General features: G+C 33.7%; 21 protein-coding genes. 11 read left to right on the top strand and 10 right to left on the bottom strand.

Annotated elements, in window-relative coordinates:
* Positions 1 to 44: 44 nt before the first annotated feature.
* Positions 45 to 1143 (bottom strand): peptide chain release factor 2 gene (gene prfB, locus H4V97_RS03615; RefSeq protein WP_209548938.1). Its coding sequence is split into 2 segments (ribosomal slippage): positions 45 to 1079 and positions 1081 to 1143, totalling 1098 coding nucleotides; the frame shifts between segments, so codons are not numbered across the junction.
* A 90-nt stretch (positions 1144 to 1233) separates the two neighbouring features.
* On the opposite strand from prfB, the gene H4V97_RS03610 reads away from it, so the two are divergent.
* Positions 1234 to 2259 carry a threonine aldolase family protein gene (locus H4V97_RS03610; protein ID WP_209548937.1) on the top strand — a complete coding sequence of 342 codons (1026 nt, stop codon included), beginning with the start codon at positions 1234 to 1236 and terminating at the stop codon, positions 2257 to 2259.
* A 64-nt stretch (positions 2260 to 2323) separates the two neighbouring features.
* On the opposite strand, the gene H4V97_RS03605 is transcribed toward H4V97_RS03610, so the two are convergent.
* Positions 2324 to 2644, bottom strand: coding sequence for a YbaB/EbfC family nucleoid-associated protein (locus H4V97_RS03605; protein WP_209548936.1), 321 nt, complete (start codon positions 2642 to 2644; stop codon positions 2324 to 2326).
* 140 nt (positions 2645 to 2784) lie between these two features.
* Between H4V97_RS03605 and H4V97_RS03600 the strand changes: the two genes are divergently transcribed.
* On the top strand, positions 2785 to 4845 hold the full coding sequence (locus H4V97_RS03600; protein WP_209548935.1) for a S9 family peptidase: 2061 nt from the start codon (positions 2785 to 2787) through the stop codon (positions 4843 to 4845).
* 70 nt (positions 4846 to 4915) lie between these two features.
* Positions 4916 to 5956 carry a PLP-dependent cysteine synthase family protein gene (locus tag H4V97_RS03595; RefSeq protein ID WP_209548934.1) on the top strand — a complete coding sequence of 347 codons (1041 nt, stop codon included), beginning with the start codon at positions 4916 to 4918 and terminating at the stop codon, positions 5954 to 5956.
* A 73-nt stretch (positions 5957 to 6029) separates the two neighbouring features.
* Here H4V97_RS03595 and H4V97_RS03590 read toward each other — a convergent pair whose 3' ends face one another.
* The 6 genes from H4V97_RS03590 to H4V97_RS03565 all read right to left on the bottom strand — a co-directional run bounded on the left by H4V97_RS03590 (position 6030) and on the right by H4V97_RS03565 (position 15223).
* Positions 6030 to 8102 (bottom strand): hypothetical protein, encoded by a 2073-nt coding sequence (locus H4V97_RS03590; protein WP_209548933.1) that lies wholly within the window; start codon positions 8100 to 8102, stop codon positions 6030 to 6032.
* Between the two features lie 377 nt (positions 8103 to 8479).
* A complete protein-coding gene (locus H4V97_RS03585; protein WP_209548932.1) occupies positions 8480 to 9334 on the bottom strand; it encodes an EamA/RhaT family transporter in 855 nt (284 codons plus the stop codon).
* An 81-nt stretch (positions 9335 to 9415) separates the two neighbouring features.
* On the bottom strand, positions 9416 to 10129 hold the full coding sequence (locus tag H4V97_RS03580; RefSeq protein ID WP_196851294.1) for a YebC/PmpR family DNA-binding transcriptional regulator: 714 nt from the start codon (positions 10127 to 10129) through the stop codon (positions 9416 to 9418).
* A gap of 104 nt (positions 10130 to 10233) precedes the next feature.
* Positions 10234 to 12264, bottom strand: coding sequence for a carboxy terminal-processing peptidase (locus tag H4V97_RS03575; protein WP_196851293.1), 2031 nt, complete (start codon positions 12262 to 12264; stop codon positions 10234 to 10236).
* A gap of 7 nt (positions 12265 to 12271) precedes the next feature.
* On the bottom strand, positions 12272 to 13354 hold the full coding sequence (gene gcvT, locus H4V97_RS03570; protein ID WP_209548931.1) for a glycine cleavage system aminomethyltransferase GcvT: 1083 nt from the start codon (positions 13352 to 13354) through the stop codon (positions 12272 to 12274).
* Positions 13355 to 13684: 330 nt separating this feature from the next.
* Entirely contained in the window at positions 13685 to 15223 is a 1539-nt protein-coding gene (locus tag H4V97_RS03565) for a S10 family peptidase (protein WP_196851291.1), read from the bottom strand.
* A gap of 227 nt (positions 15224 to 15450) precedes the next feature.
* Between H4V97_RS03565 and H4V97_RS03560 the strand changes: the two genes are divergently transcribed.
* The 6 genes from H4V97_RS03560 to H4V97_RS03535 all read left to right on the top strand — a co-directional run bounded on the left by H4V97_RS03560 (position 15451) and on the right by H4V97_RS03535 (position 19330).
* The gene (locus tag H4V97_RS03560) at positions 15451 to 16305 is read left to right on the top strand and encodes an NAD(P)H-hydrate dehydratase (protein ID WP_196851290.1); all 855 of its coding nucleotides are present in this window, start codon (positions 15451 to 15453) and stop codon (positions 16303 to 16305) included.
* 75 nt (positions 16306 to 16380) lie between these two features.
* Positions 16381 to 17175, top strand: coding sequence for a HipA family kinase (locus H4V97_RS03555; RefSeq protein WP_196851289.1), 795 nt, complete (start codon positions 16381 to 16383; stop codon positions 17173 to 17175).
* On the top strand, positions 17153 to 17536 hold the full coding sequence (locus H4V97_RS03550; protein ID WP_209548930.1) for a DUF3037 domain-containing protein: 384 nt from the start codon (positions 17153 to 17155) through the stop codon (positions 17534 to 17536). The genes H4V97_RS03555 and H4V97_RS03550 overlap by 23 nt, the downstream gene beginning before the upstream one ends.
* Positions 17537 to 17751: 215 nt before the next feature.
* Positions 17752 to 17952, top strand: a complete 201-nt coding sequence (locus H4V97_RS03545; RefSeq protein ID WP_209548929.1) for a hypothetical protein — start codon at positions 17752 to 17754, stop codon at positions 17950 to 17952.
* A gap of 177 nt (positions 17953 to 18129) precedes the next feature.
* Positions 18130 to 18660, top strand: a complete 531-nt coding sequence (locus H4V97_RS03540) for a carboxymuconolactone decarboxylase family protein (RefSeq protein ID WP_209548928.1) — start codon at positions 18130 to 18132, stop codon at positions 18658 to 18660.
* 133 nt (positions 18661 to 18793) lie between these two features.
* Complete coding sequence (locus H4V97_RS03535) at positions 18794 to 19330, top strand: NADPH-dependent FMN reductase (RefSeq protein WP_209548927.1); 537 nt, start codon at positions 18794 to 18796, stop codon at positions 19328 to 19330.
* 219 nt (positions 19331 to 19549) lie between these two features.
* Here H4V97_RS03535 and H4V97_RS03530 read toward each other — a convergent pair whose 3' ends face one another.
* Together H4V97_RS03530 and H4V97_RS03525 are read right to left on the bottom strand one after the other, a co-directional pair.
* Complete coding sequence (locus tag H4V97_RS03530) at positions 19550 to 20059, bottom strand: GNAT family N-acetyltransferase (RefSeq protein WP_209548926.1); 510 nt, start codon at positions 20057 to 20059, stop codon at positions 19550 to 19552.
* A gap of 163 nt (positions 20060 to 20222) precedes the next feature.
* Positions 20223 to 21317, bottom strand: coding sequence for a hypothetical protein (locus H4V97_RS03525; protein WP_209548925.1), 1095 nt, complete (start codon positions 21315 to 21317; stop codon positions 20223 to 20225).
* 471 nt (positions 21318 to 21788) lie between these two features.
* Here H4V97_RS03525 and H4V97_RS03520 point away from each other — a divergent pair, with 471 nt between their 5' ends.
* Complete coding sequence (locus H4V97_RS03520) at positions 21789 to 22202, top strand: nuclear transport factor 2 family protein (RefSeq protein ID WP_209548924.1); 414 nt, start codon at positions 21789 to 21791, stop codon at positions 22200 to 22202.
* Positions 22203 to 22211: 9 nt separating this feature from the next.
* Positions 22212 to 23096, top strand: a complete 885-nt coding sequence (locus H4V97_RS03515; protein WP_245345183.1) for a helix-turn-helix domain-containing protein — start codon at positions 22212 to 22214, stop codon at positions 23094 to 23096.
* The last annotated feature ends 161 nt before the right edge of the window (positions 23097 to 23257 follow it).

The following is a 23257-nucleotide window of genomic DNA, read 5'->3' as shown; positions in this document are numbered from 1 at the left end:
TATAATTTAGTTTGTGTTTTATGACATTCACTGAAAACTGACTACTATTCCTCTTCCCGTTGTCCCATCATCATAAGATAGGCTTTAAGGAATTCATCGATTTCGCCATTCATTACGCCATCAACATTGCTGGTTTCGTAGCCTGTTCGTACGTCTTTTACCAATTTATAAGGTTGCATGACATAGTTACGAATCTGGGAACCCCATTCTATTTTCATTTTTCCGGCTTCAATATCAGCGCGTTGTGCTTGCTGTTTTTTTAATTCAATTTCGTACAACTGAGAACGTAACATCTGCATAGCACGTTGTCTGTTATCTTGCTGTGATCGGGTTTCAGAACATTGAATTTGGATTCCTGTAGGTTTATGAACTAATTGTACTTTGGTTTCCACTTTATTTACATTTTGTCCCCCCGCACCGCTGGATCGTGAAGTTGTCATTTCAATATCAGCAGGATTAATGTCAATCTCGATACTGTCATCTACAAGTGGATATACATAAACCGAAGCAAACGAGGTATGTCTTTTGGCATTACTGTCAAAAGGAGAGATACGAACTAAACGATGTACACCATTTTCTCCTTTTAAATATCCAAAAGAATAATCGCCTTCAAATTCGAGTGTAACAGTTTTTATACCAGCTGCTTCGCCTTTTTGAAAATTCAGTTCTTTTATTTTGTAACCATATTTTTCGCCCCACATCATGTACATGCGCATCAGCATTTCTGCCCAATCACAACTTTCGGTACCACCGGCACCAGCTGTAATCTGAACAACTGCACTCAAAGTATCGCCTTCATCCGAAAGCATGTTTTTGAATTCAATCGCTTCAATATGAGATTGAGTTGATACGTATTGTTCGTCTAATTCCTCCGCTGTAAGTTCTCCTTCTTTATAAAAATCATAGGCAAGCTGCAACTCGTCAGTCATTTCGACCGCTTTGTTGTAATCCTCAATCCATTTTTTTTTATTTCTAAGATTTTTTACAATGATTTCAGCATCTTTTGCGTTGTTCCAAAAGTCGGGTGCAAAAGTTTTCTCTTCTTCGTTAGAAATTTCAATTAATTTGGCATCAACGTCAAAGATACCTCCTCAACGCACCAAGGCGCTCTACAATACCTTTAATTTGTTCGGTAGTTGTCATAAATTATGTAATTTTGTGGCACAAAAATAGATAATTTTTTACGTAGGGACAAGTCGCAACTTGTCCGTATCAAAAATAATAAAAAAGAATATGGAAATAAATTTAGTTAGCGATACGATTACCAAGCCCTCATACGAAATGTTACAGTATATGTTTAAAGCCCAAGTGGGTGACGATGTCTACAAACAAGATCCTACAGTTATTGAACTTGAAGCCAAAGTTGCCGCAATGTTTGGTATGGAAGCCGGACTTTTTTTTCCATCAGGAACGATGGCGAATCAAACGGCGATAAAATTGCATACACAACCCGGAGAACAATTGATAGCCGATAAATATGCGCATGTGTATCATTACGAAGGTGGTGGTGTTTCGTTCAACAGCGGTGTTTCTTGTTGTTTGTTAGACGGAAATCGCGGAATGATTACTGCGGAGCAAGTTGCCGGAGCCATTAATGATCCTGAGTTTTATCACAGTCCTTTAACTAGTTTGGTATGTGTGGAGAATACAACTAATAAAGGGGGAGGTGCTTGTTATGAACTAGAAGATTTACAAAAAATAAAACAGGTTTGTGATGCCAATAATTTGAAGTTTCATATGGATGGAGCCCGAATTTGGAATGCATTAGTTGTGAAAAAACAAGATCCAAAACAATTTGGGAAATTGTTTGATACCATTTCTGTTTGTTTGTCCAAAGGACTTGGAGCGCCTATCGGTTCCGTTTTATTGGCTGATAAGGCAACAATTCACAGAGCTTTACGAATTAGAAAAATATTAGGAGGAGGAATGCGTCAGGTAGGATATTTGGCTGCAGCCGGAATTTACGCTTTAGATCATAATATCGAGCGTCTTGCCGAGGATCATCGAAGAGCGAAAGAAATAGCCGACGTATTGAAAAAAGTGAATTGGGTAGCATCGGTAGAGCCTGTTGAAACTAATATTTTAATTTTTTCTTTGGCAAGTAACGTTAATGATACCGTTTTGATAGAAACATTAAAACAGAAAAATATTTCCATTAGTTCTATGGGTCATGGAAAATTAAGAATCGTTACACATCTTGATTATCGAGAAGTAATGCATACGTATGTACTAGAAACTTTGGAGAAATTAACCTTCTAGTTTAAAAAAGTTTAAGGTTTAAAGTTGTGCAATAATCAACTTTAAACCTTAAACTTTATTTTTTTTATTTAAATAAATTATCCATTCCTGGAATCATTGGCATATCCATTTTTGCAACAGCATCAAGTTCAGCTTCATTTGTTTTAGTAGCTTTTTCAATTGCTTTATTCAAAGTTAAAATCAAATAATCTTCCAGTTGCTCTTTGTCTTCCAGTAAAGAATCGTCAATTGTAATTGATTTTATTTTTCTATTGGCAGTCAAAGTTACTTTCAATAAACCATCTGTACTTTGCTCGTCGATAAGAACAGTGTCTAAACGTTTTTTTGTATCCTCTATTTTTTGTTGGGTTTCTTTAAGTTTTCCCATCATTCCCATTAAATCCATTTTGATAAATTTTAAATTATTGAATTACGAAATTACTACATTCAAAGGAATAACCAATGTTAAAATAGATGAAAAACGGAGTCGTTTTGAAATGACTTTGTATTATTTTTGTAAATTCACATAAATAATAAACTCGTAAAATGTCAGAAAATATACAACCGCCTGTCGCTAAAATAATTCCTAAAATACTAGAAAATTTAGGAGATTCAAGAACTGATAATTATTTTTGGATGAACGACAGAGAAAATCCGGAAGTTATTGACTACTTGAATAAGGAGAATGCGTATTATCAAAAAAGGACTGCGCATACTAAAGATTTTCAAAAAGATTTATTTGAGGAAATGAAAGCCCGCATCAAAGAAGATGACGAATCAGTTCCTTATTTATATAATGGTTACTACTACATTTCTCGCTTTGAGAAAGGAAAAGATTACCCTATTTATTCTCGAAAAAAGGAAAGCCTTTCGGCAAAAGAAGAAATCATGTTCGACTGCAATGAAATGGCCAAGGGTCAACCTTTCTTTCAATTTGGGGGGATGAGCATTAGTATGGATAATAAATTAGCGGTTTTTAGTTTTGATATTATTGGAAGAAGAATATATACTGTTCAAGTTAAAAATTTAGAGACCAATGAAATTTTAGAAGATAAAATAGAAAAAGTGACCGGAACTGCGGTTTGGGCAAATGACAACAAAACTATTTTTTATTCCAGTCAGGATGAAGTTACTTTGCGTTCTGATAAAATTTTCAAACATAAATTGGGTACAAAAACTACGGAAGATATTTTAGTTTATTTCGAAAAAGACGATACTTACAATGTTGAAATTGCTAAATCTAAATCCAAAAAATATTTGGCAATAGAATCGGGTAGTACATTAACAACCGAATATAGAATCCTAAATGCCGACAATCCTGACGGGAAATTTGAAATTTTTCAAAAACGAATTCGCGGAGTAGAATATAGCATTAATCATTATAAAGACAGTTTCTATATTATGACCAATGCTGATGATGCGGAGAATTTCAAATTGATGAAAACGCTGGAAACAGCTACAACCAAAGAAAATTGGACAGAAGTTATTGCGCATCGAGAAGATGTTTTGTTGGAAGATATCGAAATTTTCGCCAATTATTTAGTAGTTGAAGAGCGTTCTAATGGTTTGAATAAAATCCGAATTATGCCTTGGAGTGGAGAAGGGGAGTATTATTTGCCTTTTGAAAGTGAAACTTATACGGCATATAGTACAACCAACGTTGATTTTGACACAGAAATTTTGCGTTACGGGTACCAATCTTTGGCGACACCTTCTTCGGTCATTGATTTCAACATGAGGACTAAGGAAAAAGAAATCAAAAAGGAGCAGCAAGTTCTTGGTGGTAAATTTGATAAAAATAATTACACCGAAGAACGAGTTTGGGCAACTACCGCTGATGGTACAAAAGTGCCAATCTCAATGGTGTATAGAAAAGACATCAAAAAAGACGGTAAAAATCCCTTGCTGCAATATGCTTATGGTTCTTACGGACATTCTATGGATGCCACTTTTTCTTCTACCAGGTTGTCATTATTAGATAGAGGATTTATATACGCTATTGCACATATTCGTGGAGGTGAAGATTTAGGAAGACAATGGTATGAAGACGGGAAATTATTAAAAAAGAAAAATACTTTTACTGATTTTATAGATTGTTCTAAATTTTTAATAGATCAAAAATATACCTCGCCGGAGCATTTATATGCCGAGGGTGGTTCTGCAGGAGGATTATTAATGGGGGTTGTAGTAAATATGGCACCAGAATTATACAAGGGTGTTATAGCACAAGTTGCTTTTGTGGATGTGATAACCACGATGCTTGATGATAGTATTCCGCTTACAACCGGGGAATATGATGAATGGGGAAATCCAAATAAAAAGAAATATTACAAGTATATGTTGTCTTATTCACCTTATGATAACTTGAAAAAACAAAATTATCCTAATATGTATGTTTCTACAGGTCTTCATGATTCTCAGGTGCAATACTGGGAACCGGCCAAATGGGTGGCTAAATTGCGAACTATGAAAACAAATGATACTATTTTATACCTTGATACAAACATGGATGCAGGTCACGGAGGAGCATCTGGACGATTTGAGGCGCTAAAGGAATTGGCAAAAGAATTTAGTTTTTTATTAGATTTAGAAAAAATTAAAAAGTAATTCAAAATTTTTTGTTAAATTTGCAATGTTTCGAGGTTAAATAAAAAGAATCTTGATTAACTATTTTTTTATGAAAGAAGAAATAAACGCTTATAATAATGTATTAGAATTAATAGGTAATACTCCACTTATTAAGCTAAATAGAGTCACCGAAGAGTTAGAAGGTAATTTCTACGCTAAGGTAGAAGCTTTTAATCCGGGACATTCTTCTAAAGACAGAATAGCATTATACATAATTGAAGAGGCGGAAAAAAAGGGGATTTTATCTCCTGGCGACACCATAATTGAAACGACATCCGGGAATACCGGTTTTAGTTTAGCAATGGTTAGCATTATAAAAGGCTATAATTGTATTCTTGCGGTTAGTTCAAAATCATCCAAAGATAAAATAGATATGCTTCGTAGTTTAGGAGCTAAAGTTTATGTTTGTCCTGCTCATGTTTCTGCCGATGACGAGCGTTCGTACTACAATGTTGCCAAACGTTTGCATGAAGAAACGAAAGGTTCTGTATATATCAATCAATATTTTAATCAATTGAATATTGACGCACATTATAAATCTACCGGTCCAGAAATTTGGAAACAAACAAATGGTAAAATTACGCATCTTATCGCTTGTAGCGGAACTGGTGGTACTATATCAGGAACTGCAAAGTACTTGAAAGAGCAAAATCCAAATATTAGAGTTTTAGGTGTTGATGCTTTTGGTTCAGTATTAAAAAAATACCATGAAACAGGAGAGTTTGATAATGATGAAATTTATCCTTACAGAATAGAAGGTTTAGGTAAAAACTTAATTCCATCAGCTACCGATTTTGATATGATTGATAAGTTCATCAAAGTTACCGATGAAGAAAGTGCTCATGCAGCCAGAGAGATTGTAAAAAAAGAAGGTTTATTTGTAGGATATACTTCAGGTGCGGTAATGCAGGCCATAAAACAATATGCAGAAGAAGGTGAATTTGACAAAAATAGTAATGTAATCGCTATTTTTCCGGATCATGGTTCTCGTTATATGAGTAAAGTATTTAGTGACGACTGGATGAATGAACAAGGTTTCTTTGACAGCATCAATGAAGAAGAAGCACAAAAAATAGAATTTATAAAATAAATTTAAAATTATAGATTTATAGTCCCATTTGCTGATGCAAGTGGGACTTTTTTTTGACCATTGATAACACTATTTATTTTAGTAATTCAGGATTACTAAGTATTAATTCTATCTTTTTAATAGTGATTGTGATCTGACTCATTTGCAATTCTATATTTCTAAAAAAGAGACTAATATCTCTATTGACCCAACTTTCAGAAATAACTCTTGAACCCAAACTAATTCTTAAAATAGCGCTTTCAATTTCATTAGTATATTTTACATCAACTGCTTGACCAATATGACATTTTTGGGCAGCAAGTCGGATGATTTCTAAAGAGGAATCTACAAACTGATCGGATAAATCGGAATTTAATAAAGTGTAAAGTTTTTTGACTTTTTCAACGGATAAGACTTCATTATCTTTAAAAATAAGGAAGGGAAAAATGGTGCGGATATTTCTTATTCCAAACTCTTTACTGCTGTAACACTTCGTTTTGGTTTCATCACCATAAATAGGCTGCAAAAAAGTAGCTTCTTTTATTGACTCGTCAACAAAATTGCAAAACATCTCGATACCCATATTTCGATATAAAATAGGTGTTTTGTAATACCTTTCCATTTCGACTACGGCAGCATTCCAGCGCATATAGGAACCATAATTATAACCATCAGATAATTCATTTGAACAGAACCAAGAAGTTGGCCAATCAGAATGATTGTAATATTCTATTAAACCTTTTGGCAATGTGGTTTTTACAGAATGAATTAATTTATTGACACTTTCAGGTAGGATTAATGCGCCGCAATATGGAGGACCCGTGAAGAATTTACTCCCTGTTATGGTAACAATATATCCTTTATTTAAATAATTTTGTATGTCTTTTGGATCTAATCTAAGCTGTGAACCATCTACAATTATCTGAATTGATAAATCTTTAAGTGTATTTAGTTTTTTAATAAAATCATCACTAGGAGATTGATAGCCTAATTTCGATTGATCCATTGTATGCAACACTGCGTGCCTGCCTAGATCTTTGGTTCTGGAAACGGCATTAAATACCTCTTCATCTAATTGATCAGAAGATTTTAACGCGCCATTTTCATCTCTAAAAGGGATTTTAATTAAATCAACATCTCTAAAACCTTCAATTTTATCGCCTTTTTTTATCGGATAATTTAAAGCTGTTGTGTTTTCAAAATGATATCCTTTTAAGGCTGCAGCAACACCACTACCAGTTTCATCAGACGCAACCAGAATATGTGTAATTTCTTTGTCGGAAATAATTTGCGTTATAGCTGCTATTTGAAGTGAAGAATCAGTCCCTGATGGTGAAAATATTATTTCGCATTCCTCATTTAATTTGAATATTTTTCTAAGGTTGTTTTTTAGTAATTCAGAAAACTCGATAGTAGTATTTTTAAAACCATTTTTCAAACTGTTTCTAATTAATATACTTCTAACTTTATCTGTTTTATCAAAAGCAAAATTCGAAACGCTTGACGCTGTCGACGAGGCAAAAGTGAATGCATCAGGTCTTGGAAATGGGCGGCATCCGTACTTATTTAGCAAATGAATTTCGTCGATATTTAATCTGAGATCACCTCCAGACATCAATAAGTATTCTGTAGGTTTTGCTAGATTTTCAACAATAGGTTTCCAAGATTCTTTAAGTTCATAGTTTGAATTTTTTAAACCATGAAAAGATTGTAGCTCTTCGTGTTTTAATGTATATTCTCTATTTAAATCAGTATCATTTTTAATTAAATTAATTAAAACATAATCAAGATTTTCTAATTTTTCTTTATCATCTTTAGGTAGTAAATTATAAAATATTCGAAGCACTTCAAGTGCCGCGATATCACATAATACAGTATCTTTTTTTTCGTGGTCCAAAGCTTTATACCATAGCTGCCATTCGATACCATATCTTAAATAAACTAACGCTAATATGGGCTTGTCTAAAAAAGACGAACCAATTATAATCGATTTATTGGGTACAATTTTGAAAATAGTTGGCTCACTAGTTGAGGTGATAATATTGATGTTATTTATCTTTGGTACGGTATTGAATCTTTTTAAAATGCGAACTAAATAGTTTACATTTTCTTTTTCAAATAAACTTGTTCTTTTATATTGATTTTCAATTAGAATGTTGTTTGTCATAGGTATTATAATTTAAAGCGTTCCTTAGAACGATATTCTTTATTAGCAATATTTCGTTGATTAAATAAACTAATTCAATCAACGACTATATTCTGTAGAAAAATCATCATTAAAACGTGATTTTTCACTTTTGTATTTTTTATTTTAAGCGATAATGTTCTATTTATAAAATAATGATGCTCCAAATTTTTTTTTGGTTTCGCATTTATCAAAAATTCAACAAATATACTGAACTTGCAAACCATGAAAAAAAATATTAAAAGATACTCGTTTGAAAATCTCCCCCATTTAATTTTAGTCTGTTATTTAAACTGTATTTATAAAGGTGGTAATATACCAATTAAAAATAGTATCTAATACGTATATTGATTTATTAACTAAAGGACCTGAGAAAAGGTGATAAGCACAATAGCAACTATGGCTAATAGTAATCCAAAATAATTGTAACCGCTAACTTTCTCTTTAAATACAACTATTCCTACGATGCTTCCTATAATGATTACGCCCATATTCATTGCAGCAAATACTGTAGATGGATTTTTGGCGAAAGCCTGATGTGCTTTAAGATAAAATAAAATATTTCCAAAATTAAACACTCCTACAAGTGCTCCAAAAAGAAAATTGGTCCTTTTAAATGGGGCTTTTTTGAATGCTATTTCATAAAGAACTACTGCCACAATTAAGATCAGTGAAATGCCAAAAACAATAAATAGCGAAGTTGTAAAAGGTAAGCTTGTCGCCAAAGCGATTTGTTTGAACAAGATGTCTATTGCTCCAAAACCCACTAATACGACCGCTGGATATATCCATTTGTTATTTAGATTGTCGGTTTTTTTTGAAAGTATTAATAGTAAAGCGGGTAGGGCTATCAAGAAGGCAATCAGTTTGATATTGATGAATTCTTCATTGAATAATAACCAAGCTGCAATTACAGGAATAAAGAGGGAAAGGCGTTGTGCAGCATCTGTTTTTACAATTCCCATGTGCTTGATGGAAGCAGCTAAAAATAAAAATATGGTGGGTAATAAAATTCCTAACGGAATATAAATACTCCAGGGTGCTGATGTATTAATTGCGGTTAAATCAGGGCTATAAAAGGAATAACAAAGCAATAGGGCAACTACATAATTCCACGCAACTACTTGGGTTGTATTTAAAATGTATTTTCGGCCTACTTTGAAAATCACCCCTACAGTTACGCTACAGAGAATACTTAAAATAAGAAATAACATGGGCTTACTATTAAATGCATACAATTGGAGACAAAAAACTCCAGCCGGAGCCAGAGTTTTATTTATAATTTGGAATGAAGTTTATGCCTCTTCCATTGTATGATACACGTTCATTACGTCATCATCTTCTTCTAATTTTTCAATAAGTTTTTCTACATCGGCCACTTCAGCTTCCGTTAAAGTTTTGGTGATTTGAGGAATTCTTTCAAAACCAGAAGAAAGGATTTCAAGACCTCTGCTTTCCAATTCTTTTTGAATCGTTCCAAAACTATTAAATGGAGCATAAATTAGAATACCATCTTCATCTTCAAAAACTTCTTCAGCACCAAAATCAATTAATTCTAACTCTAATTCTTCTGGATCCATTCCGTTAGCCGGAATTCGGAAGTTACAAGTATGGTCAAACATAAATTCTACTGAACCTTGAGTTCCCATTGTTCCATTACATTTGTTAAAATAACTTCTAACATTAGCAACAGTTCTGTTATTATTATCGGTAGCCGTTTCCACTAGAATCGCTATTCCATGAGGTGCGTATCCTTCAAATAAAACTTCTTTATAGTTGGCAGTATCTTTATCAGTTGCTTTTTTAATAGCGCGTTCCACATTTTCTTTAGGCATATTTGCAGCCTTTGAATTCTGAATAACTGCTCTTAATCTTGAATTAGCATCAGGATTTGGTCCACCTTCTTTAACAGCCATTACGATATCCTTCCCAATTCTGGTAAATGCTTTAGCCATCGCAGACCAACGTTTCATTTTTCTACCTTTTCTGAACTCAAACGCTCTTCCCATTTCTATTTGTTATTTTGAACTGCAAAAATACAGTTATTAGTTATTTTACCAAAATCAATTTAAATTCTTTTCATCTATTAAAGATGATTTGGTCTGTTATTTTTTTATTTTAAGGTATTAAAATCTTCAATTATAGTAATTGCTTCATTTAGATAATGATTTGTTTTCAAAGCGTCTAATTGGAATTGATTGTAGGTTTTTTCTAAAGGGTGATTAGCGAGAAGATATTGATTTAAATTGGAGTTGTACACATTCAAATCAATACTCTTTGAGTTAAACGCACTAATATCTTCCCACAAACTCGTTGCATTATTTTGTTCAGCAAAAATAGCATCAACTGTAACTACTATCGCTGTTTTTGGTTGGTTAACTAAATTATCTATTCTCGTATTGATAGTCTTAATACTATTGAAATAAGGATCGTTTGCAATCCTTTGATTACTGTTTTTTGTTATTTTTACGATTAAACTATTTTTAAAATAAGTCCTGAATTTAAGAGAGGTATCGATGCTGTCGTTTTTAAAAGCCGTTGGAAAGTTACTTTCTTTTTGAAAGATGGTTTCGTAAATTTCAGGAAGGATTACATTTGGAGATATACCCACACTTTGATGGCTTTTTCCTGTAATTCTATAAAATTTGTTGATGGTTACTTTTACAAAATTTTCCTTGTCATTTTCTTCCAATGGAATAATGGTTTGCATAGTCGCTTTTCCCAAAGTCGTACTTCCTATTAGTAGCGCTCTATTGTAATCCTGAAGAATCGATGAGAAAAATTCACTCGCTGACGCTGAATTTCCGTTTATAAGAATTACGATAGGATCTTTATAGAACATTCCTTTAAATGGATCTTCTATTACTGTTTTGGTTTTGTTTTTGTCAATTACCACTGAAATGGGACCCTTATCAACAAATATTCCAGCGAGTTTTATAGCTTCTTCCATTGAACCGCCACCATTATCTATTAAATCAATAACCAGTCCTTTGATATTATCTTTTTGTAATTTGATTATTTCCTTTACAACATCCTGAGCACAACCTTTGCTGTTATTTCCTTCGAAATCAGAATAAAAACTGGGGATTTTTATATATCCTATTTTGATATCTTTTTCAATGATAAAACTGTAAACCGTGTTTTCTTCATCTTTGATAACTTGCTTTTCTACAAGTACATCAAAGTTTTTTCCCGCTTTACGCTTTAAGGTTAACAGAATATTTTTATTTGTCTCTGATAAAATCATATTCGAAATAGATTCTAACGTAGCACAGGTAACCAGTAAAGTTTCCTTTTGGTTTGAAATCGACACAATTTGATCTCCTTTTTTTATTTTTCCGGTTAGAAATGCAGGACCATTCGGGTCTAACTCATCTATTATAATTTCACTTTTTTCATTTAGGCTTACGTTTAGCCCCAGCGATAAATGTTCTTTTGATAAGGAGGCGACAAAACTGGATTTAGTATCATCACTAAAATAAGAAGTATGTGGATCGAAATAATTGCAAAAGTCATTGTAAAGACTTTCTTCGAAATCCATGTCGTTTTGTAAAACAGTATTTATTTTACAAAGTTCGTTTTGTATAATTGTATTTTTTGCTTTGGATTCCAATGCCTTAAAATTGGATTTTATAGAATCCAGATTTTTGCTGCTATTAGAAATATCATCCAGAATTTCATATCTAATTTTTTTTCGCCAAACTTTCTCCACCTGGCTTTCCATTAAATAAATAGGAAATGCTTTTTTATAAAACCGAATCGTATCTTTCAATTCATAATCGATAGCTTCGCGATTAATTTTTTCTAAAATAACTTTATTTCTCAAAAGGTCGTTTTTGTAAACAGTCGAGATTTCCGTTAGAAAAGAACAATCGTTGCTTTTGATGAGATCATCAATGTTTAATCGGTATTTTTTAGAAAGGATATCGTATTCTGATTTCAGGAAGATGTTCCTTGAAGGATCAATTTTGTCAATAAAACTATCAAAAACAAAAACCGATAAACTGTCGTCTACCGGTTTTGGATTAACATGCTCACGCTGAATTAACGCATTTATTTTGGTAAGTTTTTCACAAGTTGCAGCATCATTTTGACCAAACAGGGAAAATGTAGCTAAGAATAGTGCGAGTGAAAAAATTCTCATTTAAATTTTATTTCTTGTAAAAAGGCAATTTTACCACTTTGGCAGATACATCATTTTTACGAATTCTTATAAAGATATCACTATCTAAAGCGCTATTTTCAACAGTTACGTATCCTAAACCAATTCCTTTATTCATTGACGGAGACATCGTTCCCGATGTCACGATTCCAATTACGTTTCCTGCAGCATTCACAATTTCATAATCATGTCTTGGCACCGCGCGTTCTTGCATTTCAAAAGCAACCAGTTTTTTAGTAACTCCGGCTTCTTTTTGTTTTTTCAAGTTTTCTGAATTGGTGAATTCTTTATTGAATTTTGTAATCCAACCCAAACCAGCTTCAAGAGGAGATGTAGTATCGTTAATGTCATTTCCGTACAAACAGAAACCCATTTCTAAACGCAACGTATCACGGGCAGCCAATCCAATTGGTTTAATACCAAATGCAGCACCCGCTTCAAAAACTTTATTCCATACTTGTTCCACTTCTGAGTTTTTGCAATAAATTTCAAATCCTCCAGAACCGGTATAACCCGTAGCCGAAATAATTACGTTCTCAATTCCTGCAAAATCACCCACTTCAAAATGATAATAAGGAATCGCTGATAAATCTTTTGATGTTAATGATTGCATTGCTTCAACGGCTTTTGGTCCTTGAATTGCCAACAAAGAATAATCATCCGAAAGGTTTTTCATTTCCACACCCAAATCATTATGAGCTGAAATCCAATTCCAATCTTTTTCAATATTCGAAGCATTTACTACTAGTAAATACTGTTCCTCTTTCATTTTATAGACAATCAAATCATCTACAATTCCGCCGTCATTGTTTGGCAAACAAGAATATTGCGCTTTTCCAATCGTCAAAGTGGAAGCATCATTCGAAGTCACTTTTTGAATCAAAGCCAATGCATTTGGACCCGTAAGCAAGAATTCTCCCATGTGTGACACGTCAAAAACACCCACGGCATTTCTAACCGTTTCATGTTCCGCATTCACCCCTTCATATAAAATTGGCATATTATATCCGGCAAACGGAAGCATTTTTGCTCCCAAACTTTCATGTATGTGCGTAAGCGCAGTATTTTTCATTGTGATTTTGTATAAAATTTGATGCCGCTAATTTATCGCTTTTATTCCGAGTGACAAAGGCGATGGCAAGCAAAGTTTAAAGTTTCAAACGTTTTCGAAAATCATAAATAACTTTTCAAGATAATTGTTTTTTGGAGCTAATTCCAGCTATCCATTTCAAGTCCTCGTCTCGCCAACAAAAGGCGTGACTGTGGGCTTTCCATTGCTATCTGGGCTAGGGCATTTGTTTTTTCAATTCAATCTTTTTTTAAGACTTAGCTTGGTTTACGAAACAAAAAAGACAAATCAAAAATAGGTTTGATTTGTCTTTTTTAGCCAAAAGTCTCGCTCTTAATACTTTGCTGATTGTCCTGCTTTTGGCAATGAATTTTTTATGAACATTCTAATATCTTCATTTGCGGTTTCCAAATCCTTTTTTCTTAAATACATCATGTGTCCGCTACGATAACCTTTCCAACTCATTCTGTCTTTTAGTTTTCCGCTGGGATCCATTTGCCATAAATTGTATTTTGCATTGAAATAATCACAAGCGCCATCATAATATCCGGATTGAACCATGACATTTAGATAAGGATTTTGCGCCATGGCCTGACGTAAATTTTCACCAGTTTCATCATTTGATTTATCCCAAGGATTTACGGAACCAAACATATTGTATTTGAAGTCGGTTTTAAAATTCAAATCATTACGAATATAGGTATTGATTGCGGGTGTAAAGGAATGCAACCACGAAGTGAGTTCAGCATTAAAATCAGGACCTTCACCGGCATCTTTACGATCAATTCCTTTATAGCGGGAATCGAGTCTTCCCACTGTAAAACCTTTATCGCGCAACAATTCTTTCCAAAAATAATTATAAGGAACGTCCAGATTATTTTGCATAACGACTTTTTCCGAAATCCCAGAATAACGCGCTATTTTCGCAGCTATTTCCTTTCTTTTCTGCTCGTCAAGTGAACCACCTTTGCTTAACGATGGAAGAAGTTCATTGATGGTAAAATCTTCGACTTCTGGGAGCATATCAGTTAAATCTTTATTCTGTAAATCGGGAGGTAACATTTTATGATACCATGCTGTAGCTGCAAAATACGGGAGTTTTAGCGCTCCATCAGCAGCTACGCCACGAGTAATTCCTAATGTTGTTGGGGACACTAAGATAACTCCGTTTAGATACATCCATTGATTGTTTTGCAATTGGAGCGCCAATCCGGAAACACGAGTTGTACCGTAGCTTTCGCCAATAAGATATTTAGGCGAAGCCCAACGGTTCGTGCGAGTTACAAATCCACCAATCCAATCAGCTAAGTATTTAATATCGGCATTTATGCCAAAAAATTTAGTTGTTGGTATCTCTTTGCTTGTGGCTCTAGAATAGGCAGTGTTAACGGGATTTACAAAAACGATATCCGCCACATCTAAAATAGAATAGGGATTTTCTTTGATTCCATAAGGTTGCAAAGGATATCCTTCCTCATCAATATTTAATAAACTGGGACCGGTGTAAGCAATTTGCATCCAAACGGAAGCAGAGCCTGGGCCACCATTGAAAGAAATCACCAATGGGCGTGAAGCGCGATCTTTAACATCGGAGCGTTCGTAATAGGTGTAAAATAATCCTGCAATTGCTTTTCCATCTTCGTCCCAAACTGGCATCGTACCCGTGGTTGCTTTGTACGGAACTCGCTGTCCTTTTATGGTCGTTGTGTGTTCTGTAACCACATTTTGATCGGGATTGAATACAAGATTAGCGGGAGAAGGTTTTTCCTCTTTGGTTACCACTTTTGTTTCTTTAGATTCAGAACCAGTTTGTTGTGCGTACGAATGATTTATAAATGCGGTGAGTAATAATAAGAATACTGTTTTTTTCATAAGATAATTTATCTGGTTTCGTTTTAGTAGTAAATTTTGAAGTTACTAATGTATTGTTTTTTAAAACAATGACAATAATGTCCTAACTATTTGTCAGAATTAATTACGATTTAAAATGTATCGTTGAAGCAAATCTGCTGTATCTTAAATGTTTTGATTCCCAAATTTTAAATTAGAATAAACGATTTTGATTTATAATGTGTAATTTTAGACAAACAAATCCTACTATGAATACCATTTATATCGACCAAAAAGAAATTCTAAAACGCTATAAACCCATTGATAAACATACGCATAAAGGTATTCAAGGTCATGCTTTATTAATTGGCGGAAGCTATGGAAAAATAGGAGCTATTTGTCTCTCTTCCAAATCAGCGCTAAAAACTGGTTGCGGTTTAGTCACTGCTTTTATTCCCAAATGCGGGTATGAAATTGTGCAAATCTCCATTCCCGAAGTGATGATTTTGACAGATGTTCAAGAAAAATTCATCTCGAATATCACTTTCGATATTGTACCGCAAGCCATCGGAATTGGACCTGGAATCGGACAGGAACTTGCTACTCAAAATGCCTTACATGATTTCCTGAATACCAATACAATCTCCTTGGTTATTGATGCCGATGCGTTGAATATTTTATCTCAAAACAAATCATGGCTTTCATTATTGGCTCCAAAAACTATTATCACGCCACACCCGAAAGAATTGGAACGATTGATAGGAAAGTGGAATTCGGAGGAAGAAAAATTTGAAAAAACGAAAGCCTTTTCAAAACAATATAATTTGATTGTAGTCATGAAAGGCGCACCAACGCATACTATTGATGGCGAAACAATTTATGAAAATTCCACTGGAAACGCAGCGCTTGCAACGGCAGGAAGCGGCGATGTTTTAACGGGAATGATTACCAGTTTATTGGCGCAATCCTATGAACCGGTGAATGCGGCAATTCTAGGTGTTTACCTTCACGGATTAACCGCTGATATTGCTTTGCCGGAAACTGGTTATCAGTCTTTTATAGCTTCCGATGTTATTGCGAATATTGGGAAAGCGTATTTGACTTTAGAAAATGCTCAGAAATAGCAATAGCGGCTATAAAGTCCATCACAGTTATTTGTAAGTTTGTATCAACGCAAAAAGCGTAATTAAAATTAGATTATGGAAAATAACCCCCATCTAAGAACTGTAAATGTTACCCGATATATTACTCCTTTGCGAGAAGGCGGTTCTTTGCCTGCATTGGCGGAAGCCGATGATGATTTTAAATACGTTTTAAAATTTAAAGGAGCTGGTCATGGTGTAAAAGCTTTAATCGCCGAATTGATTGGCGGAGAAATTGCCCGTGTTTTAAAATTAAAAATCCCCGAATTAGTGTATGCCAATCTGGATGAAGCTTTTGGACGTACTGAAGCCGATGAAGAAATTCAAGATTTGTTACAAGGCAGTCAGGGACTTAATTTGGCTTTGCATTTTCTATCTGGAGCCATTAATTATGATCCTGTGGTAACAGTCGTTCATGCAAAACAGGCTTCAGAGATTGTTTGGCTAGATTCATATATTACAAATGTGGATCGAACGTTTAGAAATACTAATATGTTGATTTGGCACAAGGAATTGTGGCTGATTGACCATGGCGCTTGTTTGTATTTTCATCATTCCTGGACCAATTGGGAAAAACATGCCCATAGCCCCTTCGCACTGATAAAAGATCACGTATTGTTGCCGCAAGCTTCAATGCTACAAGAAACCGATGTTTTATTCAAAAGCATTTTAACGCAAGAAGTTTTGCAATCTATTGTTAATCTTATTCCTGAGGAATGGCTCAATTGGGAAGATAGCGATGAAGCTCCCGAAGCGCTTCGGGAAGTCTATCTTCAGTTTTTATTAATACGATTGAACCATTCTGAAATTTTTATAAATGAAGCCCAAAATGCAAGAGAAACACTTATATGAGTACTCCGTAATCCGGGTTGTACCTAGGGTAGAACGCGAAGAATTCCTCAATGTAGGGATTATTCTTTTTTGTAAACAAGCCAGATTTATAAAGGTACTTTATACCATTAATGAAAAAAAAATGCAGCTGTTTTCAAGCGAATTAGATTTGGAACAACTGCAATTAAACCTGGAATCTTTCCAAAAAATAGGTTGTGGTGCTAAAGACGGTGGACCTATCGCACAATTTGATATTCCATCTCGTTTTCGCTGGCTAACTGCATTGCGAAGTTCTGCCATACAAACATCAAGACCACATCCGGGATTGTGTAATGATTTGGAACAAACAATCCAACGATTATTTGAAGAAATGGTTTTGTAACTCTAATAATTAGTAATTTATTCTATTGTTCGTTTGTTTGTATTCGCTTTTTTTATCAAATATCACTAAAAGTGGGTATTGCTGAATACTATTATTTAAAATACTTTTCGTCCTATAATTTTGAAGTATTGAGCTTTTTATAATTGTCAGATAATCAATAATATTGTCTCAATCAAGGAATGATAAAACAGTTAAGAAACTAATAATAGTGCAAGATGACAAATTCAGAAAAAATCAGAAAAGTAAATGAATTGCTTATTGAAGTAATCAAAGACGAAGAATATCAAATGGAGAGTTCTTTGAGCGGTTTAAAAGATGTGGTATTGAGCATAGTTGCAGATTATTGGCAAACGGTCAGAGAGCCTGAAATTTTCATGGAAATTGGTATTGTTGAAATTGATGAGTTACAACTATAGCAGGTGTCATAATAAGTCATCGCAATTTTTGTTTCGCTAATCGAGGTAAAGCAAGCAAGATTTAATTTAATCAAGAAAAATAGTCCATCAACTGGCGTTTATTGTCCATTTTATACTGTTTAGAGCTGTCGCATCTTTGCTAAGTCAATACCGACAATCAATTTAAACAAAAATAAAATGACAACATTTACAGTTCCAACAAGAGATCAAGTAGCACCGGCTAACCAAGACATTTTCGACAACTTACAAAAAGCATTGGGTTTTGTTCCAAATTTATACGCCACAATTGCTCATTCCGATAATGGTTTATCTCGATTTTTAGCGTATCAAAATGCTAAAACGTCTTTGTCTAACAAAGAAAAAGAAGCGGTAAACTTAATTGTAAGCCAAGTAAACGGTTGTGTTTATTGCCAAAGTGCGCATCTCGTTTTAGGTAAAATGAATGGTTTCTCCGAAGACCAATTATTGGACATCCGAAAAGGAAAAAGCACCGATGCGAAACTAAATTCTTTGGTGCAATTAGCTGCTGATATTACCGCAAACAAGGGAAATGCCAGCACCGAGTCAGTAGATAGTTTTTTCGCACAGGGTTATACCAACGAAAATTTGGTAGATTTAATTCTGCAAGTGAGCGATAAAACCGCGATGAATTATTTGCATAATTTGACTCAAATTCCTGTTGATTTTCCTTTGGCTCCGGCTTTATAAAAAATAAGTGGTATTTTTATCCCGCTAGGTTCTACAGCAGAAATTTTATAAAATGAAAGCATTGAATTAAAAAAAGTAAAAACCAATTAGTCTTATTGGTTTTTACTTTTTTGTTTTTGAAAAAATATATAACATGAAACAAAATACCACTATTATAGCTATTTCTGGAAGTTTGAAATCAACTTCGGCGAATACCAACATTTTAAGAGCAATGGCTAAAATCGCTCCTGAAAATGTAATCGTAAAAATAGTGGAAGGATTAGACCAGTTGCCACATTTTAATCCGGAAACCAGCGAAGAAATGCCGGCAGTTACCCATTTTAGAAACCAGATTAAAGCTGCCGACGGTGTTATATTTTCTACTCCTGAATATGCTTTTGGAGTGCCGGGCGTGTTAAAAAATGCGTTGGACTGGCTCGTTTCTTCGGGTGAACTCAATGATAAATCCGTTGCTGCAATCAGCGTGTCGCCCATGCACACTGGGGGCGATAAGGCATTGGCATCCTTGATGCTGACTCTTTCGGCCTTGGGGACAAACACGCCCCAAAATTCTTCGCTGGCTATTGGTACCATCAAAAGTAAAGTGAATGAATTGGGAGTGATCACAAATCCTGAAACACTTCAGGAATTAAAAGCAGTTCTTACAGCTTTATTGGAAAGTATAAACTAAAAATAAATTGTTTTCCCTCCTCATTTGGGCGTATCCCAAAAGTTGAAAATTTCGGTCGTTCCTTCCTCGTTTTCAACTTTTGGGTCGGGCTTTTGGCTTTATCTTTATTTTTTTAAAAGAAAAAAATAAAGGATATCGCCGCAATCCCTTACGCGACCTACCCGAAGATTGAAAGACCTTTAATAGGATTCGAGTGAGTGGGTTATGGAAGGATTTAAACTACCCTATCCTTTTTTCTAAAACAATAAATTCCAAAGGCTGTTCGGTAATTGGAATATGAACATCGCTTGCGGGAAACAGTTCTCTTGCACCTGTATCGATATAACCATTGCGTTTATACCATGAAATTAATTCCTCCCGAACAGAAATTACTGTCATTACAATTTTAGGTAATCCTAAAGTCAAAGCATGAATTTCAGCCTGTTGCAATAATTTTTTTCCAACGCCGCTATTTTGCAATTCAGGAGAAACCGTCAGCATTCCTAAATACAATTGCTGCTCTTTTTCAATCAATAGTACACAACCTATAATTGCATTGTTCTCCGTAAATTTTAGAATAGTATTTTTAGGATTGGCAATGGTTTCCGTTAGTTCTTGCTCCGTAGTTCTTAGTCCTTCTAATAAGTTTGCTTCCGTGGTCCATCCTTTTTTAGAAGATTCACCGCGATAGGCTGAATTTATTAATTTATTTAAGGAGGAAACGTCTTCTAATGTTGCTTTTGTAATCATGAAAAATAGATGGGTTGTAGTTATGAGTTTTCAAAGGTAAAAAAAGAATATCACAATTGTCTTTCGTTTTGTTTTGTGTATCATTGTGGTGGATACCGGAAAAAGTTTCTTCGCTATTGAATCGAGAGATATATGGTTTATCCGATTGATTAGGTTTTATTTTCTATTTTTCAATAAGTTTTAAATTTTCTTGAATGTATTTTTCTAATGATTTTGGCATAAGTTGGAAATATTCGTTTTCAACATTTTTCCAATAATCTCCCTCAAAATCGCTTGGTTTTTTAAAAGTGTAAAAATTATCAAATCCTTTAGAATTAATTTCATTTACATAATTTTTTTCGAGTAGAAAAAACTCGTGTGTTGCTTCAACTTTTTGAAATTTATCTTTTTGTTTTCTTTTTATATCATAGCTTCTTATTTCTTTAAAGTAAGTAAGGTTTTCTAAATTCATTTTAAGGGCATCATCACTGTTATAAATCGCATTGATTGTATAATTATTATAATCCGTTTCCATCCCAAACATTTTCATAACTTTAGGTTTCTTATTGGAAATAATTTCCAATTGTAAGTTCAAGTTGTTCTTAAAATTTATTATTGTTCCTTTTTCAAGATTAGTTTCTTTGTCTAAAATAATTATGTTTTGATTGTTTGTAAGTTTTAAATTGTATTCATTTTTGAGATTTTTATGTTTTATACAATCATTAAAAGAAGGAACACCCGCTACCATAAACCAATAATTAGGGCTTATTTGTTTTATAGATTTGTTTTCAAATGAACGATTATAAATTATTTTCATTTTGATTTTGTCAGATTTTGATGAAATATAATATTCAACAATTCCATCTATAAAATAATGGGGTTTGTCTTCATTAATTTGAATGCTTCTAAAATATCCTTTTAATTTTAGATATTCATATACTTTAGGTTTTGGTTTTATTACAACTTCTTCAAGTTCGGTCACAATCCTATTTAACGAAATAATTGGTGTGTTTTTAAATATTTCAATACTTATTTCACTGGTTTTATAAATTGGATTTACAAAAGTTAAACTTTTTGTTGTGGTGTTGTAAATTTTATTTTCTAAATCAGATGATATAATTCCATTGTTATCGGACATGCCTATTAAATCTCCATTTTCGGAATAAATTTCGACAAAAGGCACTAATCTTTCGGAAAAAATTTCTTTTATTTTATGTTGTGAATAAACAGAAGTAATTGATCGTAAAGTCAAAAGCAGTACGAATAGATATCTAATCATTATGTAGTTTATTTTCAATTGATTTTAAAGCATTGCTTTCACTATTAGTTTTTCTAAAAATATTTGAAGGCTGCATTAGAATGTTTATTTTGAGTAAATATAGTTGATTTATCGTACAGAAAAATAAGTTTTATAAAATATTGAAATGCATACCATAAATGGGGCATTAGATTCAGGACTTGTTTATTATTCTAAAAACGATTCTAAATCTTAGTGAGTTTTAATTTTTATGCTAATTCATCCCACTTTAAAATGCATTCAATTTGTGCTGGTCTAGACAGTTTTACATTTACTGAAGTTTTCTAGTGTATCCGAAATTTTTTTTGATAGTCGCATTTTAAAAAATCCCTAAATCGATGATTGTGAAAATTGTCCATGCCTTTGCGTGCATTCTCCATTATTGTATCATGATTATATGATAACTTTGTTATTATAAAAATAAGGAATAATATAACCACTAAAAATAAATTCATGGAACAGAAACTGCCACTTCCTCCATTTGACATGGAAAAAGCTTTGCTAAAAGTACAACTGGCCGAAGATGCCTGGAATAGCAAAGATCCGGAGCGAATAGCGTCAGCTTATACAATAGATACGCAATGGCGCAACAGAACGGAGTTTATCAACGGGCGAGAAGCGGTGAAGGAATTCTTGAAACATAAATGGGAAAAAGAACTGGATTACACACTAAAAAAAGAACTTTGGGGCTTTCGCGAAAACCGTATGGCCGTTCGTTTTGAGTATGAATACCACAATGCCGAAGGACAATGGTTTAGAGCGTACGGAAATGAAAACTGGGAGTTTGACGAAAATGGTTTGATGAGAAAACGATTTGCCAGTATTAATGATTTGGCTATAGAAGAAAAAGACAGAAAGTTTAGATAATATAATTTTATGATGACGGATAAAAACACACATACTTTAATCAATCCTCAAAATGGAAATCTGGCTTTCAAATTATTTACTTTTGAGGATAACAGTCATTTTGATCACCTGCAACGGCTGAATTATTATTCGTTGATTTGGATTAAAAAAGGAACAGGAAGTGTAAAAGTGGATTTCTCGGAATATGATTTTGTGGAGAATTCTTTATTTGCTTTTGCACCGTACCAACCTTTTATGTTGCAAACTAACGAAAAAATAGAAGGGATAGTTTTGAATTTTCATCCGGACTTTTTCTGTATTCACAAGCATCAAGCCGAAGTGGCGTGCAATGGCATTTTGTTCAATAACATCTACGAACCACCATTTATTTTGATTGATGAAGCCGCGAAAAACACATTGGAAATGGTTTTGGAACAAATCAAAAAGGAAATGCAAAATCCGGCATTGGCACAATATGAATTATTGATTTCGTACCTAAAGATTTTTCTGATTACAGCTTCTCGATTGAAAGATCAGATGCAAGTCCAAGATTGCAAAGCGGTTTTGGATGCCAAAGAACCGTTTATTCTTCAGAATTTAAAGAATTACATTGAAGTGCATTTCAAGACGAAACATTCCGCCAGCGATTACGCTGACTTGTTGAATCTGACTCCGAAAGCATTAGCGAAAATAACCAAGACCCATTTCAATAAAACCCTAACCGATTTAATTTCGGAACGCATTATCATTGAAGCCAAAAGAGAATTGTATTTGACGAACAAAGCGGTAAAAGAAATTGCGTACGAATTAGGATATGAGGATGAGCATTATTTCAGTCGTTTCTTTAAAAATAATGCTGACGTTTCTCCTCAAATGTATCGTGATACTGTAGGTTTTGCGAGGGCAATGAGTTAACTTTTTTTATAGGGTATCTTAGCTTTTCAACGAAGTGTTGGGGCAAAATCTATAATTTATTAACAGGAATTTTATAGATTCGTATTGAAGTAGATTTTAAAAAGCTGTTTGTTGATTTTTTGGAATCACTTTTTTTTGATAAAATTATGGTAAAATAATGG

The sequence above is a fragment of the Flavobacterium sp. CG_23.5 genome, from assembly GCF_017875765.1.
Lineage (GTDB): Bacteria > Bacteroidota > Bacteroidia > Flavobacteriales > Flavobacteriaceae > Flavobacterium.
This window is presented reverse-complemented; position numbering and strand designations above follow the sequence as displayed.